Source organism: Pseudomonas sp. FW300-N2A2 (assembly GCF_017351735.1).
Classification (GTDB): domain Bacteria; phylum Pseudomonadota; class Gammaproteobacteria; order Pseudomonadales; family Pseudomonadaceae; genus Aquipseudomonas; species Aquipseudomonas migulae.
Genome location: NZ_JACNDU010000006.1, coordinates 216,031 through 231,023, shown reverse-complemented (window position 1 = coordinate 231,023; position 14,993 = coordinate 216,031). Strand labels below are relative to the sequence as shown.

General features: G+C 57.2%; 11 protein-coding genes, 1 other RNA gene and 2 pseudogenes. 4 read left to right on the top strand and 10 right to left on the bottom strand.

All coding sequences use genetic code 11. The features are described 5' to 3' along the window. Nucleotides 1-191 precede the first annotated feature (191 nt). A complete protein-coding gene (locus tag J4E42_RS11815) occupies nucleotides 192-1,598 on the bottom strand; it encodes a DUF2252 domain-containing protein (protein WP_207285306.1) in 1,407 nt (468 codons plus the stop codon). An 83-nt stretch (nucleotides 1,599-1,681) separates the two neighbouring features. Between J4E42_RS11815 and J4E42_RS29445 the strand changes: the two are divergent. From J4E42_RS29445 to J4E42_RS11810, 3 genes and pseudogenes are all read left to right on the top strand, one after another. Further along, nucleotides 1,682-1,789: pseudogene (locus tag J4E42_RS29445) on the top strand (transcriptional regulator); the annotation flags it as partial. An 18-nt stretch (nucleotides 1,790-1,807) separates the two neighbouring features. Continuing rightward, nucleotides 1,808-1,922, top strand: a pseudogene (locus J4E42_RS29440) (hypothetical protein); the annotation flags it as partial. 321 nt (nucleotides 1,923-2,243) lie between these two features. Then, nucleotides 2,244-3,854: a hypothetical protein gene (locus tag J4E42_RS11810; protein ID WP_207285305.1), complete on the top strand. Its 1,611-nt coding sequence runs from the start codon at nucleotides 2,244-2,246 to the stop codon at nucleotides 3,852-3,854. A gap of 365 nt (nucleotides 3,855-4,219) precedes the next feature. Here the strand turns inward: J4E42_RS11810 and ssrA are convergent. The 8 genes from ssrA to J4E42_RS11770 form a co-directional block, all read right to left on the bottom strand. Next, nucleotides 4,220-4,613: a transfer-messenger RNA gene (gene ssrA / locus J4E42_RS11805) on the bottom strand. Nucleotides 4,614-4,726: 113 nt separating this feature from the next. Next, a complete protein-coding gene (locus tag J4E42_RS11800; RefSeq protein WP_192227683.1) occupies nucleotides 4,727-4,981 on the bottom strand; it encodes a hypothetical protein in 255 nt (84 codons plus the stop codon). Nucleotides 4,982-5,312: 331 nt separating this feature from the next. Beyond that, nucleotides 5,313-5,585 carry a hypothetical protein gene (locus J4E42_RS11795; protein WP_008036547.1) on the bottom strand — a complete coding sequence of 91 codons (273 nt, stop codon included), beginning with the start codon at nucleotides 5,583-5,585 and terminating at the stop codon, nucleotides 5,313-5,315. A 130-nt stretch (nucleotides 5,586-5,715) separates the two neighbouring features. Next, nucleotides 5,716-8,526, bottom strand: coding sequence for an FAD-binding and (Fe-S)-binding domain-containing protein (locus tag J4E42_RS11790; protein ID WP_207285304.1), 2,811 nt, complete (start codon nucleotides 8,524-8,526; stop codon nucleotides 5,716-5,718). Next, on the bottom strand, nucleotides 8,523-9,194 hold the full coding sequence (locus J4E42_RS11785; RefSeq protein ID WP_207285303.1) for a lactate utilization protein: 672 nt from the start codon (nucleotides 9,192-9,194) through the stop codon (nucleotides 8,523-8,525). Before J4E42_RS11785 ends, J4E42_RS11790 begins: the two co-directional genes overlap by 4 nt. After that, nucleotides 9,194-10,648, bottom strand: coding sequence for a LutB/LldF family L-lactate oxidation iron-sulfur protein (locus J4E42_RS11780; RefSeq protein WP_207285302.1), 1,455 nt, complete (start codon nucleotides 10,646-10,648; stop codon nucleotides 9,194-9,196). Before J4E42_RS11780 ends, J4E42_RS11785 begins: the two co-directional genes overlap by 1 nt. Continuing rightward, nucleotides 10,645-11,469: a (Fe-S)-binding protein gene (locus J4E42_RS11775; protein ID WP_207285301.1), complete on the bottom strand. Its 825-nt coding sequence runs from the start codon at nucleotides 11,467-11,469 to the stop codon at nucleotides 10,645-10,647. Before J4E42_RS11775 ends, J4E42_RS11780 begins: the two co-directional genes overlap by 4 nt. A 151-nt stretch (nucleotides 11,470-11,620) precedes the next feature. Next, entirely contained in the window at nucleotides 11,621-13,315 is a 1,695-nt protein-coding gene (locus J4E42_RS11770; RefSeq protein ID WP_207285300.1) for a lactate permease LctP family transporter, read from the bottom strand. 262 nt (nucleotides 13,316-13,577) lie between these two features. Here J4E42_RS11770 and J4E42_RS11765 point away from each other — a divergent pair, with 262 nt between their 5' ends. Next, complete coding sequence (locus tag J4E42_RS11765) at nucleotides 13,578-14,345, top strand: GntR family transcriptional regulator (RefSeq protein ID WP_008029801.1); 768 nt, start codon at nucleotides 13,578-13,580, stop codon at nucleotides 14,343-14,345. 110 nt (nucleotides 14,346-14,455) lie between these two features. On the opposite strand, the gene smpB is transcribed toward J4E42_RS11765, so the two are convergent. Next, complete coding sequence (gene smpB / locus J4E42_RS11760; RefSeq protein WP_008029800.1) at nucleotides 14,456-14,938, bottom strand: SsrA-binding protein SmpB; 483 nt, start codon at nucleotides 14,936-14,938, stop codon at nucleotides 14,456-14,458. Nucleotides 14,939-14,993: the final 55 nt, after the last annotated feature.

Genomic DNA, 14,993 nt, shown 5'->3' with positions numbered 1-14,993 from the left:
GTTACCGGGACAGCGAATTCTTTTTCATGAAGACCAAGAGCGTCTTTCCCGGTAATCCGTGAAGAACCCAAAAAAAAGCCCGCGGGAGGGCGGGCAAACCGTAGTTTCTTGAATGAGCGAGCGCAATGTACCGGTTGCCGGGGCGCGATGGGGTGAAGAAAAATTCATCTGCGCCGCGGCAAAGTCGGGGCTTACGGCAAATGATCGGCCGCAAAATCCGCCTCCGACCGTGCCCGCAAACGCCCCTTGCGACAGGCTTGCTGGAAGCGTTCGAAGTCGCGGTCATTCTGTTCGGTGTAGGTTTTCGCATACTTGAACAGCGCATCGGCCAGCGCATCGCTTTTGCCGATATAACCGCTGATCTGCGCAGCGTGCCCGGACGATTTGGCGTGCGCACGGGCGAGGGCGCGGCCGCAGATTCGGCCGTAGGCGGCAAAGGCTTCGGCGTCGAAGGTTTCCAGTTCGGCGGAGATTTTCATGTCGCGCAACTGGCGCACGTAAAAATGGCGACCGTTGGGGCCGGTGGTCCAGCCGAGGAACAGATCACTGGCGGACTGCATCAGCCGTTGGCCATCGACCACGCGCTGACCGTTATGCCGCACGCGAGACTTGGCCTTCACGTAATCGGCGAGCACCGACCGCCGTGCTTCCTTGAATTGCAGGAACAACGGGAACTCTTGCTCGTCAGTCAGCAGCGCCACCAGGCAGCGCGTGCCGACACTGCCGACGCCGACCACTTTGAACGCCAGGTCCTGAACATTGAAGCGCGACAGCAGCCCGCGCCGGTCGGCTTGCAGGGTCGTCCGGTACTCACTCATGAACGTCTCGTAGAGCGGTCGCCAGTCCGCGAGCCGGAGCCAGTCATCGTCGGCATCCAGCAGCGTGGTGTTTTTGTGCAGATGGAAAATTTCCGGCAGGTCATCGCGAATGATCAGACGGCCTGCGGCGTCACGTTCACTGATTTTCGGCAACAATTCGGCATGGGTGCGGCGTTCGGCTTTGGCGATGGCGCGCTCCACGTGCTCCAGCGTGGCTTTACTCGCCTGTTGCCGCAGATCGTCATAACTGATGGACTCGTACCAAGTCTCCAACGCACTTTGCTCCGCGCACTCGAGCATCGTTTGCTGATACGCGGCGACCACTTCGCGGCAGACGTTTTCTTCCACGGTTTCGCCGTGGCGCAGGTCACGGGCGGCCACCATGAAACTCGCCACCAGACGTTTGACATCCCACTCCCAGGGGCCGGGATGGACCTCATCGAAGTCATTGACGCTGAACAGCAGGTTGCGCTCTGGCGTGGCGAAACCGCCGAAGTTCATCAAGTGACTGTCACCGCAGATCGTCGACACCAGACCCATGTTCGCCGTGCCGGCCAGGTCGTGAGCCTGCAACAGCGCGTTGCCGCGATAAAAGGTGAACGGCGACACCAGCATGCGACCGTAGCGCAACTCGACCAGAGAATTGACCCGTCCCTCGCTGGAGCGCTTGATCAACGGCAGCGGGTCACGATTGGTTTTTCCGGTGGCCGCCTGAGCACTGCGAGGGCAGTTTTTTCGAGCGTCCTTGCCTTGCTTCAAGCGGTCTTTGAGGGTGGTCATGGCGACTCTGCGTTGTGGGCTTGTGCGGATTGAGTGTAGGAGGGCCATGAAACTTCGTTCATAGAAAAAAACGCGGAAAGCGTATGAATCGTGGCCTCACGCAAGCGAAACTCGCCGAACTTGCCCGATTGACGCGGCGCAAAGTCATTGCTGTGGAGAAGGGCGCTCTTTCGGTGAGCATGCTTGCTTACTGAAGGGCGGTAATTCGCCTTGGCCGAGGCTTCTTTGGTTACGGGTTCACGCTGTCGTTGCTGGTGTGCGTTGTTGGGGCTGCAACGACTGTCCACGGCGCTGGAAGACCTGGAGTACGACACGTTGATGTAGTCTCGTTGGCGATTCTACTGGCACAAAAAAAGGCACTGGGAAAACCACCAGGAGCCTTTTTCTGAGCCAGGACATTACGTCGACCGAGAGTGGTGGGAGCTCAACAAAAAAACACGACCAGTATGAGTAGGCGTCCGGATCGTGGTACTGTTTTAACAGCCGGCTGATACCGAAATATTTTAGAAAAACAATAGGTGGAGTGCAGGGCTTTATTGTAAAGTATCGTCTAATTTAATAGTTGTTAAAAAAATAACAGTGGTCGAATTGCAGCAAAGGATGTCGTCATGCTGGTTGTCTTTGTGGAAGAAATGGTGGAAGTTTGTGATTGATTTTAAAGTTAAGCCAGTCATGAATTCGAAGCGCCTGATTTTAGCCGGCTCTTTCGCTCTGGTCACTTGTTTTGTATTGTTGCTTTGTTCATTGTTGTTTCCGATATGGGAAACAAATGATGATGTTGCAATGTCGATGATCGCTCATGGTTATGGTATTGCATCCAGTGGTTCTCCACCGACCCTTATGTTTTCAAACGTTTTGTGGGGGTACTTTGTACGATTTATTCCGGAAGTTAATGGTGTATTAGGTTATTCCATTGCAACCATGGGGACTCTGGTTGTAGTTGGGGCGTTTGTTGTTAATGGGCTGTTCCGGCTTGGCGTGAGTTACTTGGGTTGTTTGTCTGTATTAGTACTTTTGCTTGCGCGCCCAACACTTTTTCCTCAATTCACCATTAACTCTGGTTTTTTGATGGTGGCCGCATTTGTCTGCTGGCATTTGTATGAGAGGGAACGTGATTTTCGAATGTTGGTGTACGGCTGTGTTCTAGCCTTTTTTAGCTATATGATTAGAAGTCATGAGTTTTTGCTGGTGCTTCTCGTTGCATGGCCGCTACTTCGCTGGAAAAAAATACTTTTACTAAAACAGGCGAAAATTTCTTTTGTTGTTCTCGCTTTGGCGGTGGCAGTAGCAGCCTTCATCGACCACCGAGCCTATCAGGGCGACGAATGGGGAGCATTCAGTGAGCTTAACCCGGCGCGCGCCCCTTTTACGGATTTTGGTGCTGCAGAAAACCTTAAGCAGCGGCAGGATATTCTATCGCACCATGGTTACAGTTCTAATGATGTAAGCCTGATAGAAAACTGGTTTTTTGTGGATTCAGTTGTTGCAAAGCCGCAAGTATTACAGGCAATGCTGGACGAGTTGGGTGCCGTGCCGACTCAGGACATTGCACTGGGTAACGGTTGGCTAGGAATCCAGGTCTTGTGGCATCCTGTGCTCTTGGTTTCTGTATTGGCTGCGTTATCGTTGCTATTAATCAGGCCAAGTTGGCGATTGGCGGTAAGTTGGGGTTTGTGTGTTTCTGCGATGTTTGCATTTGGGTTGTTGGGGCGCCCTGGGATCTTGCGGGTATATGTTCCACTTGTCGGCTTGCTGTTAATTGCTCCGTTTTTTACTGTAATGGCTTCGGGGTGGCGCAAGAAGTTGAGTGTCGCTATTCCGCTTGTAGCTGCGTTGATCACGGTGGCAAATTTATATCCGGAAGTTGAAGGCTCAAAAAATAGAATAGTAGCAGCCAGTGAGTCTTTTCACGACTTCCCTGATTATCCGATAGTTGTATGGGGGGTTGGTGTGCCCTTTGAAGCTATTTATCCTGTAATGGGCGCAGCAACGACGGCGATGCAGTATCAGTTTTACGGTCTTGGCGTTTCTACGCTTGCGCCTTTTTCAGTCGCTTTTTCAGAGACTGCAGGAGGCCGGGGGATGGTTGATAAACTCCTGGATAAGGCTGGAGTGCCCGTGATATCCAGTGAAAAGATGCTTGAGTATCTTGATATTTATTGCGGTGAGCATCATGGAGGTGTCTTGAAATATTTAAGCACACAACAGTTCGGTCCTTATGTACTGAATAGGGTCCGATGCGAAATCCTGAAGTAGTCGTGGGTCATGTACTCATCAAATCGTTTGCTATGGCGCACCGCGTATGGAGGTGTGGCGTTTTAGGTGGTTGGCCGAATTGAATGGAGAGCCCCCAGGTAAAAAAGCCGTAAAAATTCAATTTTCCGAGGATTTGCGGCTTTCTTTATTTTCAGCGACAACGCGTGATCAAGGCGTTGCTATAGCCACCCCTTGTGACTGATGGCGATGTGGGGGGTAGATGTTGCAACGAATGCGCGATCCTGAAGAGACGCTGCTCCTTTCGTCAGGCTGCCTGGCGACTGATCAACGAGCGAAGCCCAACCATGCGGACACAAAAAAGGCACTTGCGATAATCGCCAAGTGCCTTTTTTGTCTAGCTTGTTTGGTGGAGCCGGGGGGATTTGAACCCCCGTCCGCCAGTACTCCGCTGTCGGTACTACATGCGTAGCCGTGTCTATTAAGTTAACCCTCAGCGACCCGACGGGCAGGGTGCTTTGGGCGAGTTGTGTAAGTTTTAGCCGCTTCGTCCACAACGTACTGCACGGCGATTCTGTTCTATATGACAATCACTTTGGGTTTACAGACATCCCCTGATGATTGCTGGACCCGAAGGTACCAGAAGGGAAGGGCTAAGGCTGCTTACGCAGCGAGAGCGTATTCCCCGTAGGTTTCGTCATTGGCAACTATAAGAAGTTGCAACAGTGGATTTACGAGTTCTGTTACCAACTCGGCATGCACCTAAAGTTTCGCGACCGGCGTCGAATCCTAAACGGCCCCGTGCCTGTTGCTCTGTGAATCAAAGTGAGCAGCAAGCCTGCGCAGTGTACGCCAACGTGGCTCAGAAGGCCACCCGATGCTTGGCGCGAGTGATCATGGGTCGGGATCTTTGCTCAGTTTGCCAGCGACAATCCTTGGGTGGCCTCGGTGACGCATTTTTTGTCGTCCCCGGCAGCTTTTGAAGCTTCGGCGCTGGCCAGCAGTCTTTTGATCTCCATTGTGGTGTTGTCAGGGCTCGCCGGCAGTGCATTCACTTTGGCTTTGAGCTGTTGCAGCTTGCTCGTACACAGGTCGTTGTCCGCTGCAAATACGGGAGAAGCCAACAGTGCAGCAGACATGAGCAAACCAGCGATCGCGGTACGTTTCATGGGTATTTCCTTGTACGGGTAGTCTTGGTGCTGCCATAGGGGCGGGGGCTCGGCCGAGGTCGAAAAACAAGCCACGATTGATCGGCCCTAACTAAAAGACTACGACGCTGCGCAAGAATTCGCTTTTCACCCAAGGGCTATGGAAAAAAGGTCCATGCATGCCCAAACCCCAGAAGCAACAAAACCCGCATTTGGCGGGTTTTGGTTTGTTTCGCATTGGGTGGAGCCATCCTGAGCGCTCCCTGGCCTGTTGCTCTGTGAATCTTGATGAGCAACAAGCCTGCGAGTTGAACGCCAGGAAAGCCCACCCGAAGGTCTGCATTGTGCCGGGTTACTTCCCGCCTTTGTTCGCGTCCTTGATTTGCTTGATCGTTTGTTCTGTCTCGGCGATGCAATCGTCAGTCCCTTCCTTGGTGCCTTTTGCCTGATCGGCTTTGGCTTGCTTGACGCTGTCCATTACCTGATCAGACATTTCTGGAGGAGTCTGTGCCCTGGCATTTTCGATGGTTTTAATGTTGACCGCACAGAGGTCTTCAGCGGCAAACGAGGGGGATGCCATCAGCGAGACAGTAACGAACAGACCTAACAGTACAGAACGTTTCATGAGTATCTCCTTGAACTGAGGGCTCAGGTGTTTACCGGCCATCAGAACGGGCTGCCGAGGTTGGGTAAGGCCCGGCAATGTCCGGGCTTAACCAGTGGACTACGACGTTTCGTCAGGGTTCTATTTTTCTTCAGATGCCCCTCGGCTGTGTGACCCGATCCACCAGATAGACCAGCCCGTGGTAGTCAATTCCACCATGTTGCGTCAGACCGATCTCGCAGGTGCGGCTGGTCGAAATCCCCTCACTGCACTGTTGCACCGCGTCCTTAAGCGTACGCAGCGAATGGGCGTTCAGCTCCGGCGTGGTGAAGCCCTTGTCGCCGGCAAATCCACAGCAGTGAATGCCTTCGGGAATGACCACGTTTTTGCTGCACTTGCGCGCCAGATCAATCAGCGCCTGGCTTTCCCCGAGGTGCTGAGTGCTGCACGTGACATGCACGGCGATGGGCGCTTCCTGCGGTGTGAAGTCGAGTCGATCCATCAAATGCGTACGGATGAAACGCACCGGGTCGTACAGGTCCAGTCGAACATCTCCCAAGTCCTGAACCAGTCGCAAGGTGCAGGGGCTGGTGTCGCAGTAGATCGGATCGAGCCCGCCACGGCTGGCGTGCAGTAGCGCGCCAATCAGTTCCTGGCGCTTGTGTTCGGCCTGTTCGGCGTAGCCCTTGGAGGCAAACGGCTGGCCGCAGCAGAGGCTGTCCTGATTGTCCGGAAAGACTACCTGGTAACCGGCTTTTTCCAGCAGGCCACGGGTTTTGTCGTACAGCGACATTTGCTCTTTATCACCAGCCGCCGGGCCCATGACCCGCGAGACACAAGCCGCCAGGTACACCACGCGAGGGCGCTCGTCCGACACGATCGGGCTGAAGCGAATGGCTTTTTCTGGCTGCGGCATGGCGTTGGTCCATTGTGGGACCTGGCCTTTGGACAACTTCGTCAGCGTTGCCGAAAGCTTCGCCAGACGTGGCGCCCCCAGCAGCATCCGCGCGCCATTGGCCACATGCAGGGTGAAACGGGCGCCTTGCAGCGCGGTGGCGAAATTGCCTTCCAGCCAATTGGCAGTTTTCGTATGCGTCGCCTTACGGCCGCGAAGCTTTTTCACCAGCTCGCCAGTATTGATTCCTACAGGGCAACGCTGTGCGCACAATCCGGTGGCGGCGCAGGTATCGATGCCCTGGTATTCGTAAGCGGCTTCGAGTTCCGTGGTGTCCACGCCGGCGCGTTTTTTTGCCTGAATGTCTCGCCAGATCACGATGCGCTGGCGCGGGCTCAGGGTCAGGCCTTTCGACGGGCAGACCGGCTCACAAAAACCGCACTCGATGCACTTATCCACAATCTCGTCGGCGGCCGGCAACGGCTTCAGGTGTTTGAGGTGAATCTGCGGATCGTCGCTGAGCACCACATCCGGATTGAGAATGCCGTTGGGGTCGAGCAGGCGTTTGAGCTGCCACATCAACTGGTAGGCATCGCTGCCCCATTCCAGCTCCACGAACGGCGCCATGTTGCGACCGGTGCCGTGCTCGGCCTTCAGCGAACCGCCGAATTCCACCGCGACCAACTGCGCCACGTCGTCCATGAACGCCTGATAGCGTGCGACTTCTTCCGGGTTGTTGAAGCCTTGGGTGAAGACGAAGTGCAGATTACCTTCCAGCGCGTGTCCGAAAAGGATCGCTTCGTCGTAGTGATACTTGTCGAACAACTCGATCAGACGATTCACGCCGATGGCCAGTTGCTCTACCGGGAAGGTCACGTCTTCGATGATCACCGTGGTGCCGGTTTTGCGCACCGCGCCGACGGCGGGGAAGGTGTCCTTGCGAATGGCCCAGAGGCGGGCGTTCTCGATTGGGTCTTCGGTGAAGTCGACCTGTTTTTCCACTGGGAACGAAGTCAGCGACGCCATGATTTGCGCCAGTTGCTCGTGCAGCAAAGTCGACGACGCGGCGCGGGATTCGATCAGCAGCGCGCAGGCATTGTTCGACAGGTGCTGTACGAAATCCGGCATGCCGGGTTTGTTCTGCACTGAACGCAGACTGCGACGGTCGAGCAGTTCCACGGCCGACACCGGTTGGCTTTTCAGCACGGTGACGGCGTTGCAGCAGGTCTCCACATCCGGGAATACGATCAGTGCCGAGGCCTTGTTCGGGTGGTCGATCACCGTGTCGTAGGTCACGGCACTGATGAACCCCAGCGTGCCTTCGGAACCCACCAGCAAGTGGCTCAAGATATCCACAGGCTCGTCGTAATCCACCAGGGCGTTAAGTGACAGGCCAGTGGTATTTTTCAGACGGTATTTGTGGCGTATTTTTGCAGCCAGTTCGGAATTGGCGCGGGTCTCGCGGCCCAGTGTCGCTAAACGTTCAAGCAACGCTGCGTGGCTCTCACGAAACGCCGCTACACTCGCCGCATCTTCGGTGTCGAGGCGGCTGCCGTCGGCGAGCACCAGGCGAATACCGGCCAGCGTGTGATAGGTATTTTGCGCCGTGCCGCAGCACATGCCGCTGGCGTTATTGGCGACGATACCGCCGATTTTGCAGGCGTTGATCGAGGCCGGGTCGGGACCGATCTTACGTCCGAACGGCGCCAGCCACGCGTTGGCCTGCGCGCCGATGACGCCCGGCTGCAGACGGATTTGCGTGCCGTGGCCGCGGATCTCGCGTCCGTTCCAGTTATCCCCAAGCACGATCAGCACCGAATCGCTGATGGCCTGGCCGGACAGGCTGGTGCCGGCGGCGCGGAAGGTCACCGGAACCTGATCCCGTTGCGCCAGTTTCAGCAGCGCCACCACTTCATCTTCAGACTCGACGCGGATCACCAATTGCGGAATCAACCGGTAGAAACTGGCATCGGTGCCGAACGCCAATGTCGACAGCGGGTCGTCGAACCGTCGTTCTTGAGGTATCAGTTGCTGCGCATCTCGCAGGAAAGTCGCCGGTAGAGTCATTGGTCCTCCAGGATCAAAACCACCAGGTCTTTCGGGCCGTGGGCACCGTAAGCCAGGACTTGTTCGATGTCGGCCGTTTTCGACGGGCCGGACACCAGCAGCGCGTTGGTCGGCATGCCGTGAGCCCAGTTGAACTCCTGCTGCACCTGATAGAAGTTGTCACGGATTTCACTGGCCTTGAGCAGGGCGAAATGTACGGGGGGCACCAGGCTCATCAAGCGCGGTTCTTCCCGCGTCGGCCAGAGAATCAGACTACCTGTGGCGGCGATTGCGCCGAGGGTGGTGGTCAGGCTGGCCGGTGTGTCGTTGAACAGCTCGGCTTTCCATTCTTCCACCGGGCGGTCGTAGGCTTGTAGCGTCGGCAAGCCAGGATTTTTCGCCCAGTGCTGAGTGACACGTTGACCGTGCGGCGTCGTCGGCGCGATCAACAGGCTCGGCAACTGACGATCCCGCAGCAACTGAGCAAGCAACGAAGGCCAGGCTTCGCCGGACGTCAGATGGATTTCCGTGTGCACCGCTTCCATCAGTTTGCGCAGCTGCGGAATGCGTTGTTCGGGTGCGTAGGTGTACGGCGCTGTCACCAGTTCGACGTCGAACTCGTCAGGCACGGGCGTGGTGCCGGTCAGACTTTTCCGTAACTTGGCGAGGATGTTTTGCTTGGCGCTCATCAGCGGTCTCCCTGTTTGGCCAGATGCTCGCGGGCCATATCGTGCAGTGAGCGGGCAGCCGGTTTTGGGGCGCTGTGGTTTTGCGTCCAGGGGCCGACGTTGCTCGGTGCGAGGGCACGCAGACGCGTGGCGACAAAGCCGAACAGTCGATACAGCGTCGGTGAGCTGTTGAGTTTCGCCCAGGCATTCCAGATAAAACGCTCCTTGCGCGAATACTTGCTGCCCTGGCCGCGCATCACTTGATGCGGGCTATCCGGGGCTTTGACGTTCTCTTCCCGCAGGCGTCGCAGTAGGGAAGGGATAGGAATTTTTACCGGACAGGCTTCGCCGCAAGCACCACACAGCGATGACGCACTCGGATGATCCGGGACATTCGCCAGGCCGACCATGTGCGGCGTGATGATTTTTCCGATAGGCCCAGGGTAAACCTCCCCATAGGCGTGGCCGCCGATTCGAGTGTAGACCGGGCAATGATTCATACAGGCGCCGCAGCGAATGCAGTTCAGGGTCTGGCGTAATTCACTGTCGGCAAAGGCCTGGCTGCGACCGTTGTCCAGCAGCACAAGGTGCACTTCCTGCGGGCCATCGAGTTCATCGGCCTTGCGTGGGCCGGAGATCATATTGACGTAGCTAGTGATCGGCTGGCCGAGGGCCGAGCGGGTCAGCAGTGACACCAGCGGCACCACGTCACGCAGGTTTTCCACGACTTTTTCGATGCCGGTAACGGCGATGTGTACCGGCGGCACCGTAGTGGTCATGCGCCCGTTGCCTTCGTTTTCCACCAGCAGCAGGGTGCCGGTTTCAGCCACGGCGAAGTTGACGCCTGAGACGCCGATGTCCGCTTCGAAGAATTTCTGCCGCAAGACTTTGCGACCGATCTGAATGAGTTGGTCAACGTCCTTGGTGTATTCCACGCCAAGTTTGTCATGGAACAAGGACGCGACCTGACCGGCATTCTTGTGGATCGCCGGCATAATAATGTGTGAAGGCTTCTCGTGGTCGAGCTGGACGATGTACTCGCCCATGTCCGATTCCAGGCATTCAATGCCCCGTTCAGCGAGGAAATGGTTCATCTCCATTTCTTCGCTGACCATCGATTTGCCCTTGATCACTTGCCGCCCCTCGTGAGCGCGGATGATCGAGAGGACGATGCCATTGGCTTCATCCACCGTTTCCGCCCAGTGCACTGTCACACCGTTGCGGGTCAGGTTCTGTTCAAGTTGCTCGAGCAGGTCGGGCAGCTTCGATAACGCACGGGCGCGGACAGCATTGCCCAGCGCTCGCAAATGTTCTCTTTCATGGGCATCGCTGAAGGACGCTGCCCGTTTTGTCATCAGTGAATCCATCGCAGTGCGAAAGTTGTTTCGCAGTTGCTTGTCACCCAACGCCTTGTGCGCACGGGTGCGGAAATCTTCTTCTACGGCAACCGTAGGAATAATCGCGGAAGCGTTCATTGAACACCTCCGGTGCGCTGCCAAAGGAAACTGGCCAGGTGTTGGCCGCGCAACGCTTCCTTCTGTTTCTCCAGCGAGCCGTTGATGTTCATCAGGCAACCGCAATCGGCACTGAGTACCTTGTGCGCGCCAGATTCCTTCAACGCCCGGGTCTTGTCAGCCACCATCGCGCCGGAAATGTCTGGCATACGGACGCTGAAAGTCCCACCGAAGCCACAGCATTCACTTTCATGGCTGTGCTCGACTCGCTCCACATTCCCCAACTGCGCCAACAACTCGCGGCCGTGCAAGTGGGTGTTCATCTCACGACGTGCCGAACACGATGTGTGCAACGCCACTTTGACCGGTTCGCCGCTGTCCTTGAGCTGCACTTTGCAGACAAACAACAGAAACTCGGCCAGCTCATACGTCCGGGCCGCCAGGGCCTGAACCTGTTTCAACGTTTGCGGCTCGTCCTTGAACAAGTCGGCATAGTGCTCGCGCAGCATGCCGGCGCACGATCCCGACGGCACCACCACCGGATAATCTCCAGCGAACAGCGCCAGTTGCGCGCGCGCCACGGTCCGGGCCTGGTCGGTGTAACCGGAGGTGTAGGCCGGTTGCCCGCAGCAGCTTTGCCCTTGCGGGTACTCGACACGAATGCCTTCGCGTTCCAGCAGGTGAATCGCATCCATCCCGGCTTCCGGGTAGAACAGATCAACCACGCAGGTCCCGAACAGGTAGACCCGTGCCGGTTTTTCGCTGGGATATTGCCGAGGCTTGGGCAGTAGCGGGGCGACGCGGGTCGCGTTCGGCACGGCGTTGTAAAAAAGCTCGCTCATCAGGCGTGTCTCCGGGTGGTCCCGGTTATCCGTCCGCTGAGGCTGCTGAATATAGAGAGAGATTCTTTCAGCAGCCTTACAGACCGGGTTGTGAATAGCTGACGCCGGAATCGTGGTCCGGCGTCGGTTTTTGCGTTTTTTCGTGTAGTACTTAGTGCACCAGCATGCCGGTGAACCAGTAGGCCTGAGCCAAGGTGATCAGGCCGACGATGGTTGCGAAGAACAGGCTGTGCTTGAGGGTGAAACGGAACAGGTCCGATTCCTTGCCGACCAGACCGGTCGCGGCGCAGGCCACGGCGATCGATTGTGGCGAGATCATCTTGCCGGTCACACCGCCGCTGGTGTTTGCCGCCACCAACAAGGTGTCGTTGACGCCGATCTGGTGCGCGGTGGTCGCTTGCAACGAGCTGAACAGTGCGTTGGACGAGGTGTCGGAACCGGTCAGGAACACACCCAGCCAGCCGAGGAACGGCGAGAAGAACGGGAATGCCGCGCCGGTGCCTGCCAATACCAGTGCCATGGTCGACGACATGCCCGAGTAGTTGGTGACGAAGGCGAACGCCAACACCATGCCGATGGACAGAATCGGCCAACGCAGCTCGTAGAACGTCTCTCTAAAAGTGGTCAGACCAGTTTTGATGTTGATCTTCAACACCAGCATCGAGATCAGTGCGGAGAAGAAAATCGCCGTGCCGGTCGCGGAAATCGGATCGAGTTTGAACACAGCCGGGATGGCGGTCGGAGCGGTCACGATCGGAGCGACCTTGATCACCATTTGGTCCAGGTGCGGAATGGCGAAGTTGAACACCCAGCCGTACATCGAGCCGCCGGCGGCGAACATCGCCTTGAACGGCTTCAGGGTCCAGATGGTGACCAGCACGGTGAGGATCAGGAACGGCGACCAGGCTTTGAAAATTTCACCGAGGCTGTAAGGCGAGGCCACGGTTGTGCGCGGCTGGCCGAAACCGCCGGCGCTGGCAGTCACAACAGAGGCCGAAACGGCGCCGACGATGTGTTGGCCTGCGGCGCGTTTCGGCTGCCAGACTTTCAGGAACAGCGTCAGGGAAATCAGGCTGGCCAGGGCCGAGGTGATGTCCGGCAGTTCCGGGCCGATGAAGTTCGACGTGAAGTATTGGGTGATGGCGAAGCTCAAACCGGCCACCAGTGCTGCTGGCCAGGTTTCCCGCACGCCGCGCAGGCCGTCCATCATGAACACCAGCCAGAACGGCACGAACAGCGACAGCAGCGGCAGTTGGCGACCGGTCATGGCGCCGATCTTGAACGCGTCGATACCGGTCACTTGCCCGGCCACGATGATCGGGATCCCCAAAGCGCCGAAGGCCACTGGCGCGGTGTTGGCGATCAGGCACAGGCCTGCGGCGTACAGCGGGTTGAAGCCGAGTCCTACAAGGAGGGCGGCGGTAATCGCTACCGGTGCGCCGAAACCGGCTGCACCTTCAAGGAATGCACCGAAGCAGAAACCGATCAGCAGCACCTGCAAACGCTGGTCGTCGGTGATCGACAGGACGGAGCTGCGAATCACCTCGAACTGACCACTCTTGACCGTCAGTTTGTAGAGGAACACGGCTGCGACGATGATCCACGCAATCGGCCACAGGCCGTAGGCGAAGCCATACCCGGCGGCGGCGAATGCCATATCGATCGGCATCTGGAACGCGAAGATGGCCACCGCAATGGACAAGGCCAGCGTGATGCTGCCGGCCACGTGCCCTTTGAGTCGGAACACGGCCAACGCCAGGAAGAAAAACACGATGGGGAGAACGGCTGCGAGCGCGGAAAAGCCGAGGCTGCCGAGCGGGGTATAGAGCTGTTGCCAGGTTTGCATATGGGGTGGCCCCTAATTGTTGTTGGTCAGGCACTGATCAGCGTTCTTGGATAATTGGTAATACCAATTTACAATCGCTGTTCGCTAGGGTAAAAGCCTTGTAGGCGGCGTGTCAATTTGCCGCCCTAAAACTTTTGTCGAACAAACGCTGTGGCGCCTGTTTGAGCCGGTCGTATAAATGCCGTCTGGTAGGTGCTGGCAAAGCGCCGATAGGCCAGAATAGAGAGCCCGGCGAGCCGTCGGGATCGTGGAGAATTGAGTTATGGGGTTTGATCAAATTCGTCAGCGCCGTTTGTCTGACGATATTGTCGAGCAGCTCGAGGGGATGATCCTCGAGGGCACGCTGAAGGCTGGTGAGCGCTTGCCGGCCGAGCGCGCATTGGCCGAGCAGTTCGGCGTGTCACGCCCTTCGTTGCGCGAAGCGATTCAGAAGCTGGCGGCCAAGGGCTTGCTGGTCAGTCGCCAGGGTGGCGGCAACTATGTGGTGGAGTCACTGGGCACGACCTTCAGTGATCCGCTGCTTCATCTGCTTGAAAGCAACCCCGAGGCCCAGCGCGATCTGCTTGAATTTCGCCATACCCTGGAAGCGTCCTGCGCCTATTACGCAGCAATGCGGGCGACAGATGTCGATCGCGAGCGGCTGACCGCGGCCTTCAATGAATTGCAGGACTGCTACACCCGTCACGATGAAGTGAGTCGGGCGGAAGAGGGGGCGGCGGACGCGAAGTTTCACCTGGCAATCGCCGAAGCCAGTCACAACGCGGTGTTGCTGCACACCATTCGCGGGCTGTTCGATCTGCTCAAACGCAACGTGGTGACCAACATTGGCGGCATGTACAAACAGCGCACGGAAACCCGCGACATGCTGATCACGCAGCATCGGGAGTTGTACATGGCGATTATTGAGGGACGGGCGGAGCAGGCGCGGGAAGTTTCCAGTCGACACATTCTGTATGTACAGGAAGTGCTGGAAGAGGTGCGTCAGGAAGTGCAGCGCATGGCCCGGGCGGAGCGGCGCAAGGGGATGTAGTTAGTAAGGTTTTTGGTGTTTGTTTGATCGCAATCGCCGGCAAGCCGGCTCCTACAGCGCAAATCCTGTAGGAGCCGGCTTGCCGGCGATTACGGTCTCAAGGAAAGGAATTACTCTTCCTTGCCCTTGTTGCGCACCGCTCGCTGCAACTCGCGACCGGCGTCGCGTTCGCGTTCGGTATCACGCTTGTCGTATTCCTTCTTGCCCTTGCCCAGAGCGATCTCGCACTTGACCATGTGCTTGCTCCAGTACCAGGACAGGCACACGCAGGCGTAACCCTTTTGCTGCACGGCGGCGGCCAGCTTTTCCAGCTCGCGGCGGTTGAGCAGCAATTTGCGGGTGCGCGTCGGATCGGCGATGACGTGCGTGCTGGCGGTCGTCAGGGGCGTAATGTGGCTGCCGAGCAGCCAGGCTTCGCCATCCTTGAGCAGCACGTAACTGTCGACCAGTTGCAGCTTGCTTGCCCGCAGACTTTTTACTTCCCAGCCGGCCAGGACCAGACCAGCCTCGAACCGATGTTCGATGAAGTAATCGTGTCGCGCCTTTTTATTCTGCGCGATGGTCCCTGTTGGGTGTTTCTTCTGTTTAGCCATAGGGGCGGCATTATAGGGAGTTGCACGCGAGTCGGCTACGGTGATGCTGCGTGCT

Excerpts from the sequence above, each read along its gene's own strand:
- J4E42_RS11765 (WP_008029801.1), top strand. The coding sequence starts at position 13,578 with ATGGGGTTTGATCAAATTCGTCAGCGCCGTTTGTCTGACGATATTGTC.
- J4E42_RS11800 (WP_192227683.1), bottom strand. The coding sequence starts at position 4,981 with ATGAAACGTACCGCGATCGCTGGTTTGCTCATGTCTGCTGCACTGTTG.
- J4E42_RS11790 (WP_207285304.1), bottom strand. The coding sequence starts at position 8,526 with ATGACTCTACCGGCGACTTTCCTGCGAGATGCGCAGCAACTGATACCT.
- smpB (WP_008029800.1), bottom strand. The coding sequence starts at position 14,938 with ATGGCTAAACAGAAGAAACACCCAACAGGGACCATCGCGCAGAATAAA.
- J4E42_RS11785 (WP_207285303.1), bottom strand. The coding sequence starts at position 9,194 with ATGAGCGCCAAGCAAAACATCCTCGCCAAGTTACGGAAAAGTCTGACC.
- J4E42_RS11770 (WP_207285300.1), bottom strand. The coding sequence starts at position 13,315 with ATGCAAACCTGGCAACAGCTCTATACCCCGCTCGGCAGCCTCGGCTTT.
- J4E42_RS11815 (WP_207285306.1), bottom strand. The coding sequence starts at position 1,598 with ATGACCACCCTCAAAGACCGCTTGAAGCAAGGCAAGGACGCTCGAAAA.
- J4E42_RS11780 (WP_207285302.1), bottom strand. The coding sequence starts at position 10,648 with ATGAACGCTTCCGCGATTATTCCTACGGTTGCCGTAGAAGAAGATTTC.
- J4E42_RS11795 (WP_008036547.1), bottom strand. The coding sequence starts at position 5,585 with ATGAAACGTTCTGTACTGTTAGGTCTGTTCGTTACTGTCTCGCTGATG.
- J4E42_RS11775 (WP_207285301.1), bottom strand. The coding sequence starts at position 11,469 with ATGAGCGAGCTTTTTTACAACGCCGTGCCGAACGCGACCCGCGTCGCC.